This is a genomic window from Corallincola platygyrae, from assembly GCF_039544265.1.
In the GTDB taxonomy this organism is placed as follows: domain Bacteria; phylum Pseudomonadota; class Gammaproteobacteria; order Enterobacterales; family Neiellaceae; genus Corallincola; species Corallincola platygyrae.
Genome location: NZ_BAABLI010000004.1, coordinates 194,939 through 216,662, shown reverse-complemented (window position 1 = coordinate 216,662; position 21,724 = coordinate 194,939). Strand labels below are relative to the sequence as shown.

General features: G+C 46.2%; 8 protein-coding genes. All 8 read left to right on the top strand.

The window, feature by feature from the left end; all coding sequences use genetic code 11:
* The first annotated feature begins 780 nt into the window (after positions 1-780).
* Positions 781-1,479: a hypothetical protein gene (locus tag ABEA14_RS01615; RefSeq protein ID WP_345338061.1), complete on the top strand. Its 699-nt coding sequence runs from the start codon at positions 781-783 to the stop codon at positions 1,477-1,479.
* Complete coding sequence (locus ABEA14_RS01610) at positions 1,472-2,788, top strand: hypothetical protein (protein WP_345338060.1); 1,317 nt, start codon at positions 1,472-1,474, stop codon at positions 2,786-2,788. The genes ABEA14_RS01615 and ABEA14_RS01610 overlap by 8 nt, the downstream gene beginning before the upstream one ends.
* A complete protein-coding gene (locus ABEA14_RS01605; protein ID WP_345338058.1) occupies positions 2,778-5,315 on the top strand; it encodes a tyrosine-type recombinase/integrase in 2,538 nt (845 codons plus the stop codon). Before ABEA14_RS01610 ends, ABEA14_RS01605 begins: the two co-directional genes overlap by 11 nt.
* A gap of 573 nt (positions 5,316-5,888) precedes the next feature.
* A complete protein-coding gene (locus ABEA14_RS01600) occupies positions 5,889-7,205 on the top strand; it encodes a S8 family peptidase (protein ID WP_345338057.1) in 1,317 nt (438 codons plus the stop codon).
* Positions 7,206-7,273: 68 nt separating this feature from the next.
* Complete coding sequence (locus tag ABEA14_RS01595) at positions 7,274-7,501, top strand: hypothetical protein (protein ID WP_345338056.1); 228 nt, start codon at positions 7,274-7,276, stop codon at positions 7,499-7,501.
* A gap of 575 nt (positions 7,502-8,076) precedes the next feature.
* The gene (locus ABEA14_RS01590; protein ID WP_345338054.1) at positions 8,077-10,092 is read left to right on the top strand and encodes a hypothetical protein; all 2,016 of its coding nucleotides are present in this window, start codon (positions 8,077-8,079) and stop codon (positions 10,090-10,092) included.
* Positions 10,080-20,093, top strand: a complete 10,014-nt coding sequence (locus ABEA14_RS01585) for a hypothetical protein (protein ID WP_345338053.1) — start codon at positions 10,080-10,082, stop codon at positions 20,091-20,093. Before ABEA14_RS01590 ends, ABEA14_RS01585 begins: the two co-directional genes overlap by 13 nt.
* Positions 20,094-20,109: 16 nt before the next feature.
* Complete coding sequence (locus ABEA14_RS01580) at positions 20,110-21,714, top strand: hypothetical protein (RefSeq protein WP_345338052.1); 1,605 nt, start codon at positions 20,110-20,112, stop codon at positions 21,712-21,714.
* Positions 21,715-21,724 lie beyond the last annotated feature (10 nt).

Sequence of the window (21,724 nt, the reverse complement as noted above, 5' to 3'; positions counted from 1 at the left end):
TGAGGGGACACACATGATAGTCATACAGAGTGTTGATAGGCATCTAACAACTTCAAATATGTTACTCGAGCACCACGGGGAACTGAGACTGGCCGATTCGGGGCGTCTAGTAGGCCTAGTGAGTTTAAATGCAGGGGTGACAACAACTATTGAAATGCCGTTACTCGGGCACAATTGGCTCCAAATCTTTAATTGTATGGGGCTGAAATTTAGTCAACAAACTATACCTGAGCTGGCGCCAGTAGAGTTTCAAATTCGTGGGACCGCTACGCGACTTGTTATTGCTATTCCAGCGGGTCACGCTAAGTCGGAGCTTCTCAGGGGGATTGATGATGTTAGCGAGCACTTAGCGTCTTTGAGCGCTCCTGTTGATAGATACGATCCTGAATTGAGCATGCGGATTAATCTGACCCTATTCGCCCTAAGAGACGCGAGATTGGAGTTAGATTGTTAACACGAACTTGCTGTGCAGGCTGACTGCCTTCTGTCTGCCTGCCGCTTTTTTTTCCCCTCCGACCATAGTGACACAAATGCCAGAAAGGGCTGCTGTATTGCCCATCAGAGTGCACCTACATCGCTGTAGCCCAATATATCTCGCGTAGTTAACTGTCCACCCCGAATGTCAAAGATGAACTGCGTAATGCCAGCCCCCAAGGTATGCGCCAAATAGAAATCGCCCCCCTCTGCATCAGTCACTAAAAAAAGGTTGAAAAAAATCAAAGCCGCAACAAGGAGTAGTAACCCTGACAGAGTCAGGACCAATAGACAGAGGAATTAAATATGTCATCAGTCATTATCAACGCAAGCAATATCACGCTTCAGGACGAACAAAAAGTCATCCTGGATACCTACACCGCTCTCAACCTTCAGGCACCAGACGAATTATCATTTTTCTACCCGGAGGTCACCGTTCGCGAGTTATCAACGCGTAAGAATCAACCCAGCACTTATGAACTTGTTTCTGGTATTGCGTACCTGGCATGGTCGCAAGTCAACTCAGAGGGGTACGTCGTGGGGAAAGTCGTGAGTGCCGGCGATAAAACCACTCCCAAAAACGATCCTCCACACCCTATGGAAAACCAAAAACAATTGTTGGAAGAGCTCTTTGTCACCCTCCCCGTAGTCTGGCGCAAAGAAATCGCCGCAGCTCTCGTTTTTGGCCTCAAAAGCGAAATCGGCCAAGCAGATTTGGAGTTCATGCTGGGCCATGACCTCACCCAGAAGTTCTGGAGCAACATTTATAACGTTTCCCCTGAAGCTTTGAAAACGCGCATGGACGCGATAGCCAAGCACCTTAATGGAGAGAAGACCAGAGGATTTGGGCTAGCAATTCATCATTACCAAGCATTACAACCCCATATTGCTGCGCTTTGCGACATCCTTGGATTCCCTAACCAAAAGCCCCTGACAACGAAAGAAGAGCCTGCTGTTTTAAGCCCTTCAGGGAAAGTTAAAAACTCAGGTTCTGACCATGCATGAGTCAGTACTCGTTTCGCGGAGCCTTATACAGCAACCGATACACGCCGATGACATCGAGCGGGTGCTCAAATATGCGCTGCATTGTGAAGAAGCTGGTGGTGGCCTTTTGGCCACCCTCCTCTTCGTGCCGATCCCGCCGAAATGGTTTATCAATAGCAACAAGCAGAAGGCGTGCGCACGTATAGGTAGATGGGAAGGACGACCCTGCATCGAGCTAAAACACAACCTACCAAATCTCAAAATTGACCCACGGCTAGCTGATACCTTTGAAACACCATCCGGCCCATTACGACTTTTTCTTCCTGCTAGCATTGGTCAAAGACTGGCTGCCGATTTAACTACCTTCACTGACACTAAAGCCGCCTATCGCGCGGTTATTCGCATGATCAAAAGATCTGGCGCCTCAAGATGGACAACCAGGGCGCGGTTACAGGAATTCGTGCGAACAGCCCTTTCAAAAGATCTCAAAATGTCACCACTAAACCACAACAGAACATTGCGATCCTACAGTGGCGTTACCTCTGAATTCAGCCCACAACACTATGACGCTATGTGCAAATTATTAAGCTCTTGGAACATAGCTATCGAGGCTGACTTCCCGATAAACCATACGAATATGGGCTTTTTTGGTACACAGGGGGTCATGAAGGATAGGAAGTTACGAGAAATCATCCGCGATCTCACAAAAGAGGCACGTTCATACATAAGCTTGTGGCAAACTCACCCTGCACTCGGTGCAAAATTGAGCCTTCACAACGCTATCGCCAACCTATCGTTTTTACTCTTTCAGCTGTCACTCGCCTCCCGCCATATTCGAATAGAGCAGGTTTACTGGCGCAACATAGACCTAAATTATTGTGTTTGCACCGTATCCAACAAAAACGCTGCTGGCGCACGAATGCTGCCATTGAGCAGTATAGCCATGGCAGCGCTTTCAATTTATGTGAAGGCACTTCAGACAATCACAAGCCAGCTTGTTCCGACAGTTGTCGATGACATGATGGCATCTAGACGCCCAGTTTTCTTCCGCCTCCAAAAACAGGGCGGTGGAGTAACGCCATGTGAACTGACGATGTCCGAGTTGAACGAAACGCTGTTCAATTCGCTGAATGCAAACTTCGACTGGCCCAGAAAAACAATTATTAACCACCTAGAGGGAAGGCTCCCGGACATATCAATCTCCGCGTATATTGATCACCACGGCGCAGAGGCCAGTATTGCTGAATTGCGTTCAGTCGCAGACACAATTGAGGCGTATCTGGTCCAGCAGGGTGCCGACATTATTAGGGAGCTACCTTTTGACTCCTAGCGACATAAAGAAGCTCAGCACTCTCATTACCGAACGGCTCGAGCAACAACTCTGTTCAAGTGAGATTGTCCCTATCCTGACACTAAGCTGCATTATCCATGGAGGGCTTTTTGGAAGAATTGAATTTGTTGAGGGTGCCGTTAGGTCATTAATTGCCGCGAAAAAATCAATTCGCTGGTGCGGCCCATTTGCTTGGATCGAATATGAAGTGCCAGCTGAAGCTACGGGCAAACTTTGCAACCACCTAAGCCCTGATGGCACACCAGTTTGCCAAGCAAGATTCTACATTGATGCTTTGTCATTGCTGCTACTAGCCCAGCTCAGAAAAAACGGTACCAATACACCCACACAATTAGATTCGATATGGCTAGAGGCTCAACGATGGATCCATCAATCACTTGGGATCAGCCCAGCATATGGCGTTTTTACAGAGGCAGTAAGACAATTTTGGCGCCTAGAGGCCCCGGAGGCAATGACGCCTACATTAGAAAAGGCATGCTCAGGAGGCTGGCCTTCTGTCGGCTTGAATCATGAACGCAATTGGTCATATCTGACGGGCATGAGCAAGACATTAGACAACCATTGGATCATGGACCCAGAAGAGCATTCAGATGATCACTGGAGCCCTCCAGAACTCAACCAGCCAACCCCGATTAAGCGAGACATCCACAACATTCGATATGCAATCAAACATCTGCCCAGAAACCAACGTTACTTGGCAGCGAATGCATTAACCAACGCACTGCAACGACTAGAAACCGATGCAGGAAAAACATTAGCCCAATGGTTGGCGATCAAGCTTCAGCATAATAGGAGTCATTTACAGATCAATGTTAAAACTGCATGTTGTTATGCGACACAACTTCTCCCTGTCTTCGACGAACTGCACAAGGAATTGCTGACCGGTCAAAACGAGGGAACTCCACTTCCCGATGCACTGAAGGATGAAGTATCGATATGGCTGGCTAAGCAGAAATACGAAAACTCGACAACACCAACGCGATTGTCGTTATTAATTGAAGACATGTTTCAGAATCGTCCAAATTCACCTCCGCGAATAAGCATGGTAAATGCGGCGCTTGTATCACCTCTCGCACTCTCTAATCTTTACAGAGAGGGAAGTCCGTTATTCTCCATTATCGAATGGAACACTCTTATTGATGTTCAATATGAAACAGGTCTACGTATTTCAGAGATCTCGCATTTAACGAGATCCGACAGCGTACCTCGTTCAGATAGAACCCTAGACATACACATTCACGGTACTGACAAAAAGTCGGCTAACGCTTTGAGGGTTGTCAATACTTCATCGGACAACGCATTGTTGGTGCGTCAAATACTCGCCCTGACTGAATTCGGTAATTCTCCAGGGCTTTGCTCGACCAATAACGGCCAAAGATTCGCCGCCTCTCGACTATCAAAGCACGTTTCATCTGTGGTTCAAACAGCGCTGAACGACGCTGGCGCTGGCTCACATACAATTCGACACACCTATGCTGACGATAGTTTCATCAGTAATTATGCTCCCGCACTAGCCGAATTCATGGGCCGATACCGAAGCATCCAAACCCCACTCAGCAATGCCAATAAAGACCAGCGATTTCAGCAAGTCTCAGTTTCACTGGGACACACAAACGAATCCGTGACGTTCGCCAGTTACATCCACTCAGTTGACCTTGTGCGTTGGTACGTGGGAAGAAAGTTGCTCCCTCCTGTCAGTGCAAAATTGATTCGCGAATGTACAGGAGTTGAGCGGGTGCGGCTTTCACGCCACCTATTAAAAGATCCGTGTACAGGCCAAGTGTTACAGCCAACCAACCCTAACGCCTGGCGAGAACACTGCCTGACGACGTTAGGCGCAGAACAGGTAGGGCTGGTTCTGAAGCCTGCTGTTGCATTACCAATACAAGCAACAACCTCAGAGTCACCCTCCTCTCGGATGGCCGGAGTACTGGGTGCATTTTTAAACTTACACTCAGAGAATCTACCCAGACTCTTGTGCTTGGAGCGCGAAAGCGTAAAACTTCGAATTCGAGAGCTAAACAAAACAAGCTCGGATCTGTTCCGAGGTAACCAAAGATCTCGACTTCCCCTGCCTATTTCCATGCCCGAAAAGCTGACGTTACGCCACGTTCTGCTAAACCTTGCGAACCTGAATCAGAGCGAACTAGCTCGAATACGCCGCGCAACGCCACTAATTCAAAGCAGCTTCTCATCTAGAGATAAGCCATCAGGATTCAAGTTCGCGACGGTCCGTGATGCGGAGCGCGCAATAAGGGCTCTAACCCTGCTTACATCCTCGGATAAATTTCAAGCGGCATTAACCGAATCGAATGGCAAGCAGGGCACATCGAGGAAGAACTGGATTCAGTCGACTCTAATGTCGAGCCTTTTAGCTCCCGTCGCGGGCTCGCCAAAGCAACGATGCCTACTCAAAATTCTCTTTAAGCACGGCAACAGGGCGAGCGTGCTCAACCGGACGCTGCTCGTATTTTTGTCGCTACTTGTCGATTCGACCGGCAAGTAATCCAGTTCCAGACTTCCCCTGAACCTATTCGCTCGATGCCGCCGAGTTTGACTATGTTGATAGCTAAAACTTAGAAAAATTTCAGAACCTCCACACATGAACCGTGTTCAAAAACACGCTAAGGCCTTGTATAGCAGGGCTTAGAGAAACACTAGCGAATGAGATGAGAAAAATCGTTCCCCCCTTTGTTTAGCCTTAGTCCGCTAACTTTAAGGCTGGAACATACAATGGGCTCGAATCAAGCCAACCAAAAAAATAAAATTTTGGACAGAGAAGAATACTAATCAAAGCGTAATTAGAGCATTCACTTTTCGAATGTAGACCTGCCCGAACGAAGCAAACTCATTTTAAACCCCGGCACCAATCATTCCGTAACCTACTGTTTTATTGCACATTGCTTAAATTCAACATTGCCTAAGCCACTTTATTCAAGAAAAATCCGAGCAGCTAGGTACATGTGAAATAGAGCGGCATATAGAAAGTCACAAATTAGATGCTACTTTAATACAGTCGCAGGAGTGAACGTTGTTGCGATAGACCTAAAAAGCGAACAACGATAAAAGGAAATATTATATGAGTATTTATGACCACTTAATTCATGCTAATCAGTTGGACAACATCATTGTAGTCTTTAGTGATAGGTCGGGACAAGCCAAGAACCTTGACACCATTACAAATTGTCTAGGCTTGAAATTAGCTTCCACATCTGATTATGCGGATGAGAGCACGAGCTGCTCTGCAGCTATGAGTGACGCTGACGGTGTCTACATAGAAGAATTTGACATAGCAGTGCTAAAAAGCAACAACGAACAAAGTAGTCAAATTACTTCACTCACTAATAACCCCGACATTGAATCTGTTGAGCCGGATGTAATCATGACTGCGCTGTCTCAACTCGATTACCTAAGCGGCCTAAAAGATGGTTTGTATAGTGGAGCCAATGCAGCAATCACTCAAATGCGTAAACGCCTTACCGACGCAAATTCAACTTCTGAAGAAATACCTCATATTCCAGTAAACACAAAGTATGAAAACACTAAGATGGCAACTTGGGGAATGCAGGCCATTAATGCCAACACTAGTTACAGTGGAAGGGGAATAAAAGTCGCGGTTCTTGATACGGGGCTGGATTTGAATCACCCAGATTTTTCTAATCGCTGTTTAGTTAGCAAGTCATTTGTAAGCAATGAAGATGTACAGGATAGAAATGGTCACGGCACCCATTGTATTGGCTCCGCCTGTGGACCTTTACATACAGCGACCCGGCCACGCTATGGAGTTGCCTATGATGCGGATATTTATATTGGCAAGGTCTTAAGCAATTCAGGCTCCGGCTCAACTAGCTGGGTATTGGATGGTATGCGATGGGCCATCAACCAGGGCTGCGAAATTATTTCAATGTCACTTGGCTCAAGGACAAGGGTTGGACAAGGCTATTCTCCAGCATACGAAAGAGTCGGAAGAAGAGCTTTAGAGCACGGTTCCATTATAATAGCCGCCGCAGGCAATGACAGCGGAAGACCTCGATATCGAGAGCCCGTTAGCTCTCCTGCAAATTGCCCGTCTATTATGTCAGTCGCTGCTCTAGATGAAGACTTGGGTATAGCAACATTCTCAAATGCCGGTAAGGACCCACAATCAGGAAGAGAAGTGGATATTGCAGCACCGGGGGTTAACATATTCTCCTCCTGGCCACTAACAGGTATGTATAACAGTATAAGTGGCACTAGTATGGCGACACCACACGTAGCCGGAGTGGCGGCATTGATATGTGAAAAATACCCAGATTTAAGAGGAACAGACTTGTGGCAACACTTAACACGTCATGCCGAACCACTTCCGCATAGCATTATGGACGTTGGTGCAGGTATTGTTCAATGCCCCTTGTAAGCCTGCCACTTTAATAATCAACACAAGCAAATTATACTCACTAGGCTAATACCTAGTGAGTATCTGAAATGAAATTAGGCCAGAAAAAACGTTATGTTATTACTCTAAAAGAACATAACGATGGTGATATAGCGCAGGTTATATCCAGTTTAGCTGCTTGCGGTTTTACGGTTGAGAGGGTCATGGATGATCTAGGAATCGTGACTGGGATAACGCAATCCAACAATATACATGTCGTAAAGCAGATCCAAGACGTTGAAAGTGTAGAAGAAGATACCCAAATGGGCGCGCAGTGATACCTCTTTAATTGATATGACAGTTTCCTGAGTTGTGAGTACCGCCTTGACGTGATTTTTCAGCCAAGGGGTTTTGCGTTGAGTTCCTTTATTTCTGTGATTTGAGTAGCATAAATTTTTTCAAGTCTCCCCTGACAAAAGCCAGTTCCAATTAGAATAATTACCTGTTCGCAAACAACCTTGATCACGCCAAATAGGTAACATGAGATCTGGTCATTCGATACGACCTAGAAACTTACACTATCCTGCCCTGCATGATGTTTCGAATCCATCTCTAAACGCACTTACTTGCATTGCCAACACAATAACGTTGAATACACAATAAACCTTGCATTTCAAGTGATAACTAATCCCAACTTAATGCACCCAGAACTGCAGCCCAAAAAATATGCTGTTATCAACCTTGACAAAGATTGGTTCTGCTACAACCTTAGGTAGTTATAATATTTCGTTTCAAATTTCGGATTTCGCAGCGAGCATAACCTGTCTACTCCAAAGGCATGGAAGCCGTATCGCCTCGTAAGCTGCAAGTGTTGAATTCCTGTGTTCGCATATGCATCTGCTGGGGAAAGGGAATGCTCCTTGAAAAAACATCTGCTCATGCTGCCTTAAAACCAACCCGCTCATTGCCAGTGTTTGCTTGGTTGTTGGTTATCACATCACTGACTCTATTCGGATGTACCTACAGTTCAAGTCGACTTATCCGATCAGAGGTCGTAATCAACAACATGGTCGGCACTACAATGGACGCCGACGCCTTTCATGACTCATTATTCAGAAATAGTATTAATGTTGACTTCGGTTCCGTGACGGTAATTCAAGGCTCTAAGGGTGGTTCAAGCGACTTCTGGCCAAGCTCAATGATTAGGGATTACAGGGATACGCAGAACGAATTTTCCAAGTGCTTTAGCAACTCAGGAATTAGCATAGAACAACAAGATACTGGACGCTTTCATATAAAAGCACGATTTACAATCCCTCGCACAATAAGCGATTCGGGAGATCCCAAACTTCAAGCTATTAGGTGGCTCGATCTATGCGACTGCCCTGAAGATGTAGGCGCAACTTGTTTCGAAGACTATTCAATCCGTGCAATTGAGGAATACCTAACAAAACAACTCACGGCAAGTCTTGGCCTAGATCGATCACAGGGTGCATTTATTCCGCTCGCGGACCGTGAGCAAATGAAACGCCGGCTAGGTACACTTGTTCAAACTCCGCGAAGGGTATTCACTGAAGATCTAGGTGTTTATCAACGACTGCTTGATGACTCCATACCCCACAACATTGAACGGATCGATCCTGGAAAAAAAATCTGTTTTCAAAGCTATAGCTTTAATAGAGGTGTAGTGGTAGGAGGCCTTTTGCGGTCAAATTTTGAGGAGAGTAATGCTGCTGGCGGTGTATCGATTGAAGTCGGTGATACAACGATCACAGTCGAAACAGCAAGGCACCTTTTGCCGAACGCTATGGAGGACAAAGCAGACCCTCTTGTTGTTGCTGGTGATGTGTCAATCGTCGCCAGAGATTCAACTTTAACAATCGGTGCCGCTAGGGTGAAAGTCGCAAATGCTGAAAAAGCATCCGAAGGCAAATGGGAGGCTGCCAGAGATTCATTGATTGAAATCGAGCACTTTAGGAATGTGGGCGGAGATACAAGGATTAGTGCTCTAGTGCCAGGCGCTCTATCATGTAGGCTTTGGCTTGGTATCGTTGGTGCTAAAGCCGATGCGCTTAACCCTGCCAATTTTTTTGTTGGTTTCGACCCAATCACGCCTTTCGGAAACGGTTGGATAGACAAAGGCGACAGCGCAGTTTATTACCCCCCACTTAATCATTCTAACTATCCAGGAAGGGTTGATTATTGGGCACCTCTAGACCGCGTGACAAACAACAGGACTTCAAGTTTTCCTTTCGCCCTCATGTTCACATCAAACTACAAGCAGACAATTCTGGTTCAAGATGATCAAGACCTGAGCTACTTCTATCATGATCTCCCCACTACTAGACGCTCCAATATACTGCTGTTATTCGAAAATTCTTCATTACGAAACTTTGTGCAGCAGCACTATGCTTATGAGCCAAGCTACAACCCTAATGACGACATTGATGATTGGAATGACAGAAGTGATATCGAGTGTGTTAGTGAAGGTTCATTTCATGAAATATTTCATGAGTGCGTTAATAAATTGGTCAAGAGGTGGTTAAGCATTCAGGACGAGAGTTGGGATGCCTCGAAAGCCTATTTCCATGACCTTACCTTACCCTCCAACATTAGACCTTTCACCCAGATCCCGATCTATTTAGATAACGAACTTCGGTGGGTCAGAACTGGCGTAACTATTCTCAATATCCTTGACGAGAAATTCAGGCTTTCTGAAGAAGTCATGAAAGCACGTGCCGCCGAAACAGGAACGGAATCGAAACAACCAAATAACGAGGCAGACCTGGTTCAGCGCGCGATTTCGACACTCTCTCTTAAACGTCGCCGTGCAGGTAGCCTAGTAGAAATCCAATTGGACAGGGTCCAGTCTCTTGACGAGCTTGCCCTTCCCCTTGCTCCAGGAGATGAATTGACATGGTTGCCTTAAAACGTTTTGCATCTTCGCGCGGTTTTGTTCTAGAGACCGATAGCTCTGCGGATCCTAACCTCCTCACTTTGTTTGTCCCAGCAGTAAGCCCAGCAGGAGATCGGATTCCAAATCTAAAGATAGCATTGCGAAATTCAGCCACAGCTGGAGACAAAAGCTTTTTCCTACAACTCCTCAAGATTGACAAAAACACAGTAAATCTGGAACGAGATATCGATGCAGCCATTCGTCACATTGAAGGGGAAAGCAAAAAATATGCGTTTCTTATATGGAATAATGGCCCCAGATTCTGGCTTTTGAGAAACTCAGACTGGAAGCAAGCCCCGCGCAGCGAGTTTATAAGCCATCTGGCAAAATCCCAAATCAAGACGTATCAAGGAAGCCCGATCACCGTCGAGGATTCGCCTGAGCCAAACCTCATCTTTAAGAAGGTTAGAGTTTCGCTTGCTGCAAAGCACATTGTCTATCGTTATGGCGAAAGGCGCCTCCGTCATATTGACTTTTCTCTTGACCTGCGACGTGGTGTATTTTCCTTTGAAGGAATTTCAAAAGTAGAACTTTTTGCTGACAAGACTCTTTCCCAAGCTCTTTTTCGTGGTGATTTTGTCGAAGGTAGTTCGAGCTCTGACATTTTTGGTTTGCGTTCGCGCCGAGACATAATCCAAATTTTTGACAGGGATAAGATTGTCGCCCTCCAAAATCAGAGCCCAAGTCTAGGCTTTCTTGTTCAAGGGGAGTTGGACTTATTTCCTTACGATGTTTCCTTGGGTTTTCGATCTGCAAGCCTTGAGATTCAGAAAAGATCAAAAGTTGATATTCTCAAGCCAGTAGCAACAGAAAAACCATATGTCGACTTACCAGTTAATCAGCATGATACGCTTGGAAACAACATCCAGGTGCAAGTGGGCAGGCCAGATCAATCCTTACGATTTATCAGAGCGCCTCAGCAACTCTTTCAGGATCGCGGGGATCTAGATGTAGTCGTTCCCTCATCAAATACAGCTGGTGAAGGCAGCGTAATAATTCCCGCAGGTGTGTTCCCTATCGCCCCTCTGAATGAAAGCCCTCTGGAATCCAGTTCGGCTCAGTCGCGACGCCTTAAACTTGGAGTCTCGAACACCGAGGTTGTCAATATAGCAGAAAAAGGAGTACCAGCAGCTGCACTCTATTTCCTCGGAGAGGCCACAGAGGACAAAGTATCTATAACTTCGGCGAACGAGCAACCGGCCTTTCTACGGCGTACTATTCTTGACTTTAGTGATGACCTTGAACTTGAGCCAAAAGAGATTGAGGATTTCAGGACTGGTGAACTACTCTCGGCATCTACTCCAACTATTTGGGCGCATATCGCGCCTGTGGACCCAGACGGAAAAGTTATTTGTCAGGGCAAGGCAGCTATCGAGCAAGGGTGGCAAGTGTCCTCCCAAGCCGACGAGTTGGTCCAATTCGAGCCTGCCCATACGACCTCAATCACCAACGCCACTGAGACACTTAATTATCAACTAGATGACGAGCCTGAAGTCGTACTTTCCGCTCGCAAAGTATTGTTTGTCAAGGGGGCGGTGACCGTTGCAAGGCCTCGTACTTCAACGCATTCTAGCTTAATGTCTCCGCGGCTCGAAGATCCTATAGTGCTGCAAAATGAGACGCTCGCCCGTTATCGCCTTCAACAGCGCACTAAACAGACACCGCAGATCGCTCGACTGCGTGGAACTCAGGGCATCTCAGTAACACCACAGGGCTTTGAGCTAATTAGAACACCAAACGAAGAAGTGATGTCACTGGCCAAAAGTATCAATATCAAGAAGGAAATTAGTAAATTCTCGATAAAGTTCAAAGACGAAAGTTTTCGAAACCTGATGCGTCAAAACCAGTTTTTCTTAGTGCTACCTGCCAAATATTCTGATGCATCAGAGGGAGCAATTAATTCTAAAGAACTTTTTGATCTAGATAATTCGATACAGATTTCCGATTGGGGTTTTTCGCTAGATCTTGCAAACGCTCCGGGAGCATCTTCGTTTCGCACACGAGATGTGTCTTCGGAGCCCATTCTGGTCTTGAAATACAAAAAAGGAACCCTTTACAGTCTCCTACACAACAAGGAAACATGGGACAACTATAGTCAGGAGAACTACTTTGCATCAGACAAAGTAGAGTCTACTGACGCGACAATAAAAAAATGGGTTGAAGAGATTAATCCAGCACCGGAAGGCAACGTTTCCCAAGACAATGTTGATTATCATCGGTTTATTCGCCACATCCTTTACGACCCAGATTGGGTTGGCACGCTCCTGATTTACCCACAAATTGACTTAGATAATATGCCGGAAGGACTTGCAGGCCTAGCTTCTGGCATGGAATTAGATCGCTTCAGGTCACACCATATAGGTTTCAACCAAAATAAAATCGAACTGTCCAACGGCGATATATTGATGAAGCCAAGCAGCTTTTTTGGGCTCGTAGGCTATCACGACGGCAGTGCACCGGAAAAAGATTTTTCTTTTAAAGTTCATGAGTTGAAAGTTCTTTTCGGTAACTCTGAGGTGAAAGGGTTCGACTGCCTTCTTAAAGTTAAACTTGCTAAGTGGTTTGGAGAAGACACGACTCTTAAAAATGATGGAGCAGTACCACAAGGCGAGCACCTTACTAGTAAAAATACCCTGTGGATCAAAGGCCGATATGAGTCCTTACTTACAGAAGCATCAGAGAAAATAAACAAATACAGCTTTATTCATGACCGACCAATCGAGCTTATCGGACGTTTGGAACAAGACTACGAAGATAATGGAAAGTTTTTCCAAAAGCTCACCATCAGCTATTTGGAGTTCAAAACACTTAAGAGTGAACCCCAAGGCGAAGGAAAGCGCTCGGTTTCAAGCAAAATCATTATTGACGCTGATGCTAAATTCAAAAAACTTAATCTTCCCGGAATTAAGGACATCATCAATTTCGAGTCAATTGAAATGGATGGCATATCTCTGGACTTCACTGGTCAATTCGAAAGGATTGGCGGTACATGGAAGCCAGTTGATTCCGCAAAATTTTGGCCAGAGGATCTGAATTTCGACGCAATCGCGATCGATGCGAGTCTTCCAAAACTCAGGCCCAGTGGGTTGTTGGCTAATTTCCCGCTCAAGTTCGAAAAATTTCATCTCTTAAATGAACTAAGCCTTCCCGATATCGGTTTCTCGAACTTTGGAGGCGACAAAGAGGATAAAATCAAGTTTGGCCTGCAATTTAGACTAGATCTGGGAAGCCTAGGACGTCTGATCGGTTTTGATTCCTCTCTCGTGGCAGATTTGCTCGTGGGCTGGAATTCTGGCGACACCCCCTCCTTTGCTGTGGGGTTGCGCTTCCCAGACAACGGAGGACGCAGTCTTAACATTTCTCTGGGCCCGGTCACCTTCACAGCTGGCTATTTCGATATGTTCGAGAGTGTTGACAGCAATGATCGCTTTATTGCTCTCACTGATTTCAGAATGGACATTAACGGCTTTAAGCTGCCGCCCAAAAACTTTAAGTCCGGTATATTGTTAACTCCGGCACCAGATCAAGGCTCTAGCGGAAAGGAAAAACGCTCTTACTATGAATCCATGGGCTGGCTAGCCGGATTTTCCGCCGAAAAAGTCGCCTTTCTCGACAAACTGATCCTATTTGTTTCTCAACGATACAGATACACGGGGCCAGCGGATAGAGCACAACAGGTAGTTTCTGAGATTGAAGACATCATCACGCTCAACCTTGGCGATAATAAAGACGAGTGGGAAAAAAAGTCAAAAGAGTATCGCGAGAAAATAGACAGCCATTTTTCTTATGACTCAGACTATGAGTGGTTTATAGGTGCTGGTGCAACCTTTGCAGATAGCATTGTAGAGGGCTATGCGGTCTACAACCCGCCTGGTCTGTATGGGGGCGAGGGCAGCATCAAAGACTTTCTTAGTCTTTCGATCATGTACCAACAAACAACGCCACGCCTCGGCGTCTACACAGCTACATTGAAGTTCGCTGATAAAATAAGTCGCTTCTCAGTCGGTGCCGTAACAATACAACTACCGTGGGTGATGATGAAGATGGACACTGACGGTGGTTATCTAGTCAATGTTGGTCTCAATCTAGAGAACCTCACTGATTATTCGAACGCCGGCGCTGCGGAATTTGGTATTTTTACAGGCAGCGCGGGCGTCGTCTATGGCAAGATCAGTGGATCCGCTCTCAGGGATGTCCCTTTGTTGCGCAAGGAAGTGAGTAGAGCCAGCAGAGCACTGCCAGTTTATACGCCGGTAACACGATTAACGCTTTCAGGTAAGTTTGGTATTGGCCGCAGTCTTGACGAATGGCCGATGTTCCGTGGCGGCGCGCACGTCAGTATCTATGGCATCCTTTCAGGAACCTGGGGAAAATTCAGCTCAATCGAACTCAAAGACGAAGTAGAGCCAGCGAAGATTGATGAAATACGCAGCAATCTGCCAAGTCATTATCACAAGTACTGGGCCGAGATTGGCATTTTGGCTGAAATCTGGGGGGTTATTGATTTTGCTGTTACCCGTTTTGGTGTCAATGTACAGGCGCTGATCGGCTATGGAGTCTCGTTCGAAACACTGAAAGGTACAACAGCTTATGCTCGAGCCTTGATCTCGATTTCGATACGCTGGGTATTATTCAGGATTAAGGTTTTCGGCAAAAAGATCGAGGTTGCGATTCAGCTGAGCTTCAAACAGGAATTTCGCAAAACCTATGTTCTGGCCCGCCCTAACACTGATGTGCCCTATGACCAGTATTTCACTACATCCGCTGGCGTTCAGCTGCTTCGTGAAAATGCTCCAACAGAGTATGAAGATTATACCCCGCCGCCACCTGTGACCTTCAACCTTGACCAGAGCCCTTCCGTAAGCACACAAAAATTAATTAAAGTTTTGCCACTGTTTGATTATGTGCGAAACGATAATCAAGAAATCGTCGCCGTACCGATCCTAAATCTACCTTATGGCGACGGGGATAGATTGGGAAGCCCAGACACTGGCCACTTCAAGGATCTACTCGGCTTCGTGATTGACTGGTCATTCAGCGCGCTGAAAATCAACGAACACTTGTCTGACGGAAAACTAAATAAAGCCTTGCTCAGAGGCTGTGCTCAAGCAGTTGCTTCCCTTAGGCTGCGTAGCGAGCGCGGCGAGTGGTCTGCAGTGCGAGCTAAAGCTCACCTTAATACCGCATTTCAACTTCACTACCTTGACCCTAGTGAAATGTCCGCCGAATTCGAACAAGAACCGCGGGGCGCGACAGTATTCTTTACACCACACAACATGACAGCTTGCCAAATTGCGTCAGATGGTTCAAAGACAACAATCACCGGCTTCGCTAATCGAGAGGTACCGAGTACTTTTTTAAACCGTTTAGACACTATGTTTGAAGATCGACATATTAGAATACGAGACTCCCAAAAAACTGTAGGTGTTCAGCAGTCTCTGGATATTGAAACATCAAAACTTCTGGAAGACTTCCTATTTGAAGAATATCTGGAATCTATTTTAAGAGCAGTGTGGGCTCTTTTAAGTGAGAGGTTGCCTAATTTTGATATGAAAGGAGGCTTAACTCCAGCAGAGTTGAAACGGCAGATGCTCGAAGAGAGCCCTCAAGTTTCAATGCGAGTAAACCGACAGTTCTTCTCTGGCAACAGGATTCCCATAGCAGCGATAGATCCGAATTCTAATGATGTTGAGACGCTTCCTTTGCCTGCAGCACGATCCATAGAGATTGAGATCGATCCAAATGCATTGCCCGCAGGTATTGAACTATCTTTCGACAGTTCGAAAGTAGTTTTCGAGACGGATAATAATGCAACAGATGCAATCCGAGATTTACTCACTGTACCGATAAACTTCGGTCAAGTGACTGCTGAGCGCAAACTGCCCTTCATCGAAGGAGCTCATGAAGGCCTTGCTCTTATCGAGCAAATTCCAGTGTCCCTCCTCCAGAGTGATAGTTTTAACCTCTACACACTACCTGGATCTCTAAAAAACAACATTTCCTACAGGCTGGATAAGTATCACGATGGTGAACACAAAATGGCTGCCGGTGCTAAGGCCAATGCCTTCAAGCAGGTTGCCTTAATTAGGGTTCCAGTGTTACCGGTCGAAGGCGCATCAGACCTTTATCAAATCGAGCGAATGCCTGAGGAAAGTCGGCGTTCGTTGGGTCTGATGCAACTCGCAAACATTGACTTTAGCAATCCAGATTTGAGCTTAACCATCTTGCAAAGTGTAGGTGACAATAAGGAAGCCTTTTCTGAGTCCTCTGTTGATTTAAGCCAGTCCTTTATACTGAGAACCAACCTTTCCAAAGACCCAAATCCGACGAGTCTCTCCATAAGCAGTCTCGCACGTCCCAGCGCACCAATTCGCGCACACTTTCAACCTAGTGAGCGTCATACAGCTCTTTCTATTCTCTGGGATGCAGCTGAAACTAATAGCGGTGGCTACATGATGCGCCTAAAAGGCTTTGAGGAGCCCGACAAGCAAGAGCTCACTCTTATGATCGTATTGCCTGAAGTCAGGCAAGAAAGTCTGATACCGCCTTATATTCACGCACTTCTGCTTGCAGAACCTACAGCAAATGTTTCTACTGAGGCACCCTTGATGCTGCGGCAAGTAGGAAAGAAAGCTGTCACCCTTGGTACTCCCGGTGTTCTGGAATTAGAGGTCAAGAGACCGAATCCCGAAAACCAGTACCAATCACTCAAAGTACCGGGGCTTCGAATATCACGAGAACAAGCGGTCCGCGAGCATCTTGCATATAATGGAGCAACCGGTCTCATTAATAGTCCTGCCTCATTTGACCGCTTTCTATATAGCAGCGCAGCTGATCGCCTTCTTGAAAACGCTGGCGTTGAAGAAGTAAATCTTTCCTCACGTTACAATCTTCTGGCCGTATCCATTGAGCAAAACGATTATTACGCAGGGCGCTCCGCAGATCTGGATCTGCCTGTGACTCCAATGGATGACGAAGTCACCGAAAAAGACCTTGTCAATAACTATAAACCAGGCTGGGTATATTATTGGTCTGTTTCAGCCGCGCGACTTGTTAACCAAAGTTATGCAAAAAGTCGCGAACTCTTTCCGGACCAAGACAACCATTTCATTTATGGTGCGGTGGGCTCAGACATGAAGGTGAAAACACAGTTCCGAGACATTATGGGCTATACCGCGCCAGGCGGCGAGAAAACTGCGACGCTGCTGGCCCGCTACTATGACCCACTAATTGCTCCTGGCGCTTTGGCAGGCATGAAGTCTTCGCATGACGTTGTCGACAAGAAGTTCGTTTATACGCTTTCTTTTGATGCCGCGAGTTTGAACACACCACAAGATCAGCAAGCTTTGAATCTGTTGAACGATGAACTCCGAGAAAACACGTTGGAAAGAGCGGCTACGATCATGCGTTGCATGCAGCAATTGCGAGATAGAGGCACTAAATATGAATTTTTCTCAACACTCGGCTTCAGAGGTGGCAGAACTCAGAACATCTCCGAATCCAACCGACGGAAAATCTACCGCTTCCTCAAAGAATGTTATCAAGCAGTGGTGCATAACAGGGCAGACTTTTCTAATAGTCTAAGGCTTGAATTCTCTTTAAGCGGCAATGCACCTAGTGAGGGTTTCGCTCTCTACTGTGCCGAGCTCATAATCTCACGTGAAGAGCAGGACGTGCATGAGAAGCTACTTGGCGGTCGTATTTTGGAAGAAAGTCAGACGGATGATGATGCATCTAACCTTAGAAGCGAAGTTATTGAAAAACGCATTGAGTTACCGATTGCCGATGAACCAGCTTTGAGCAAGAGTTCCAAAGAGGAGCGACTAGCGAATGCGATAAAAGATTTCCTCACCGGGAGTGGTCGACAGAAGATCATCGCAGCCATCAGCGAGAATGCAAAGGGAAAGACTCTCATTTATATCCTCGACGCTAAGATGCTTGAGCTAACTCCGATGCGACCAAATAGCGAACAAGCGGCTGCTTTTGCCGCATTCGAGCCACTCGCGACATCGGCCAAATCCGAGGTCGGGGCGGCTTTCTGGGATTGGACAACCAACAAACGCGAGCCGCAAGCCAGTGACCAGTTAGAAAAAGTGACCATCAGTAACTTTGATATGGATACGGCTTTTAGTGGTCTGCTGCATGAGGTTGATCATTACAACACTCCAGACCAGCTGGCACCTTTCATTGGAAATGCGGAAACATCTGGATTAATTGTACGATTGGCTAGAGCCCGAGAAGAGTTAGCCGAAAGGTTATCAGTACGCCATGTGCCTATATATGACAATGCCGAGGATGCATTGGAGATAAAGGAGGCTAGCTATGTCCTCAACGAAAATCTTTCAAATAGCCTTAAACGGCGGATAAGCCGTTTCTATGGGCTCGACACCATTTTGATTGTCCCGCTAGCCTATAGCAGCCTTCCCATCGCAGACGATAAAGTTCTTCTCTACGGCAATGTCGAGCAAGGCTCGAAAACAAATATCGATAGTGTGCAAGCGACACAGGAAGGTAACTTCCTACCTGCAGCCTTGCGCCGAAATGGCAGCAGTGGTCGCTTGTGCATCCAGTTTGATGTTGCAAACGCTGGAATATCTAGAATGGTTGAAAGTCCCCTCTTCTTCAACATTGAGTATGTGAGGGTGAATTTCGGATCCGGTGATGTTGGGACAATTGACCCCGATAACACACGATGGCTCAAGCTATTTGAACCAAGAAAAGTCACTCTAGCCCCAACTAGTGCCCCAGCCAATATACCGGTTTTATTCAAGAGCCTGCCAAAATCGCCAGTAGTATCAGTGACGGACTCTCAGGAACAAGATGCGAGGTTAAAAGTTGACCTAGATGGCATTAAGGAATGGTCGTTAGTTGTTGATGTTGAGCGTAAAGATCAAGTGGCTCAAGACGAAACTTATCTGGATATAGAATTCAATACCAAGCCGGAGACAAAGATTTCAACTTTAAACGCGAACCCACGTAGCATCTTGTCAATACTCTATGAATACAGCGGGCTTGCGGGTATTAGAGGTAATGCAGCTGGCCGCACCATAGTTGATGACACTCTGTGGATAAAAGCGCTTGTCTATTGGACCGAAACCCTAGTCTCGCTATTCGCTGCACCGAGAACTTCATTTGCGCTTGATTCTGTCAATTTTGAGAGTGCAACACAACACTATGTACTGAGTACCAAAAATGCCATTTCCTCTAACTCCAAGCCCCTGTCAACCACTTTACTAGAGAAAATTGGAAGCTGGGACTCGGACGGACTGAGTTATGAACTAAAGCGTATCACCTCGGACAAGAGAGTCTATGGAAAATCCGATAACCAGAGCGGAGCTCTTGCAAGAGTGAAAAGTGAATATGATCCTAAACTCCATTACCAGGGCAACAGGATCACCGTTGGCGGCCTAAATCTAATGTTGCTTGAAAATGCGTGGCCTAGTGTATGGGTAAAGCGTAATAAGGGACTAAGTGGTGTGGCGGACCTACCAACCAACGATAAATTTGTCTACACCAGCAGCAAAGTTCGTACTGGCGATCATTACACTCCGAGCATTCGTATTGAAGTTGGGCAGATATTTGGAGCGACCCTAAAAGAAGCTCTGCACGACTTTATGCGAAACCAAGTTTTTAACGACTTGATTAATTTAGACCTTGGAGAAGATTCAGAACTCTGGCCGACAATCGATTTAATGTGGTCCTATGAGTCTGGCATATTAGACGAGCTAAAAAACAAACACTCTGAATTAAGCAACTTCCAGCCCGAACCGATTGCACGATCGACTGCTATCCAGACCGGACCAGACCTTTTGCGGATAGCGGCTGCCGTGGATGCAAGTGTTGGCGCCTGGTTACAGAGGAACCCTCAAGCGGCAAATCACGGGCGTATAGAGATCAGGATGACTGTTTTCTCTCGTTTGCTTGAAACACAGAAGCAGCTTCTCCGGATGGAGAAGATCCAATTCCCTCTCTAAGGAACAGAGTGAAATCATGGGTAAACATATCATGACTTCAACAAGGCGTTGCTGGGCTGAATTAAGGGAACGTAGAACAGTTCGTTTTTTGGCTATGCTAGTAGCATTTGTAGGAGTGTTCGCTGCAGAGCAGGCACATGCATCGCCGGCCTTTACGCCTACACCACTAGTTCCCAGCAATACCGTGAATGAGCCTACTCATAAGGTTACTTGGACATTGAGTGGAAAATACACAGTAAAGAGTCTCAGGTTCACGGTCGTCATCAAACCAAACAACAGCAATCCGTCCTTAATTTGCCATCTCAATGAGGTGCTTGTAGCAGACTGCAGTTATTCATTTGGTGATACGGAGCTGGGTTGGCGCACAACCTCAACCATATATACGCAAATAAACATGGATTATGCAGGTGACTATTCATTGTATTGGGAGGCATTGGTTTATGCACCTAATGGCGATGAAACGCCCATAAACGGCGTTTACACAATTCGATATGAACTCAAGCCTCTGGAGGAGATGGTAGAAATTGATTTGCCCGAGGAAAAACTAGTAATACGCTTATCAGAGTTCGGTGACAATACCTATAGAATTCCTTTGAATATAAGAGCTAAGACTAACAGTCCCGCCCTTGGGGGTCGGTTGATCATCAATACTCAGGGCATTCCTTGTAGAGTGTTAGATATGACGGATGGCTCTGAGCACGAGTGTACAGGCATGACCTTACCCGTTATTACAGGCGACTCACCTACGCACCTTGACATTCTTTTAAAAAACATCAATCAGAGCCATGTCTCGTCAAATACTCCGCTTGAGCCGATCGTCACTGTAAAAGTTGATGTTCCTGGTGGACGCCAAGTCGAAGCGGCAGCGAAACTATTTCTAAAAGAGTCTCTTTGGTTGGCAGTTCTTTTTGTCGCGGCTGGTGTTTTCGTAACATATGGGTTGCGAGTGCTTGTAGTTACAGTTAAGCCAAACTTAGTGTTCACCAGAATGGTTTTAGACGCTGCGGTCTGGCTAGAGGATTCGGTCCGCCGCATGACTTCCAGTGGCAAATTGGACGCGGAACAGCTGAAGTTGTTGAGTTTTGTACGCAGCCATTTTGATGCTTTAGCACGCGCTCGGGTACATAAACCTGATTCAATAAATGACCAAGCCACTTTGGTCTCTGGCTTGGCAGAGAATACCGTAAATTGGTTACGAAAATACTTCGAAGGCAGTGAGAATAGTGATCTTATTAATGCTTTGATTAAAGCGCGTGATGATTTTATGAGCCAGATGGTCGACATACAATCTGTTGAGCAATTTAAGAAAGACACGAATAATGCAGTGACTGCAGTGCACATGGCAGCTAGCACTGGCAGAGCATTTTCTCCTGAGAGTTTCAAGACCAGCCGTATTCGAGTTATTATTGGCCTCGCTGTAGTTAGCCTGGTGCATTATCTAGTCTTTTTCTTGGTAGCGGGGTTGTCTGGCTACTCGCTTCTGTGGGCAGGAGCGGACACTTGGGGAGGTACTGAAAGTTATATAAAAGGTTTTCTCTGGGGTATGGGCATAAGCCTGAGCGGATCTGGAGTGATATCGTTTGGGGATATTGAGAAGCAATTGCGTCTTAAATCTAATTGAGGTAAAACCC

Coding starts and splice junctions, on each gene's coding strand:
- ABEA14_RS01615 (WP_345338061.1), top strand. CDS start 781: ATGTCATCAGTCATTATCAACGCAAGCAATATCACGCTTCAGGACGAA.
- ABEA14_RS01610 (WP_345338060.1), top strand. CDS start 1,472: ATGCATGAGTCAGTACTCGTTTCGCGGAGCCTTATACAGCAACCGATA.
- ABEA14_RS01600 (WP_345338057.1), top strand. CDS start 5,889: ATGAGTATTTATGACCACTTAATTCATGCTAATCAGTTGGACAACATC.
- ABEA14_RS01595 (WP_345338056.1), top strand. CDS start 7,274: ATGAAATTAGGCCAGAAAAAACGTTATGTTATTACTCTAAAAGAACAT.
- ABEA14_RS01590 (WP_345338054.1), top strand. CDS start 8,077: ATGCTCCTTGAAAAAACATCTGCTCATGCTGCCTTAAAACCAACCCGC.
- ABEA14_RS01585 (WP_345338053.1), top strand. CDS start 10,080: ATGGTTGCCTTAAAACGTTTTGCATCTTCGCGCGGTTTTGTTCTAGAG.
- ABEA14_RS01580 (WP_345338052.1), top strand. CDS start 20,110: ATGGGTAAACATATCATGACTTCAACAAGGCGTTGCTGGGCTGAATTA.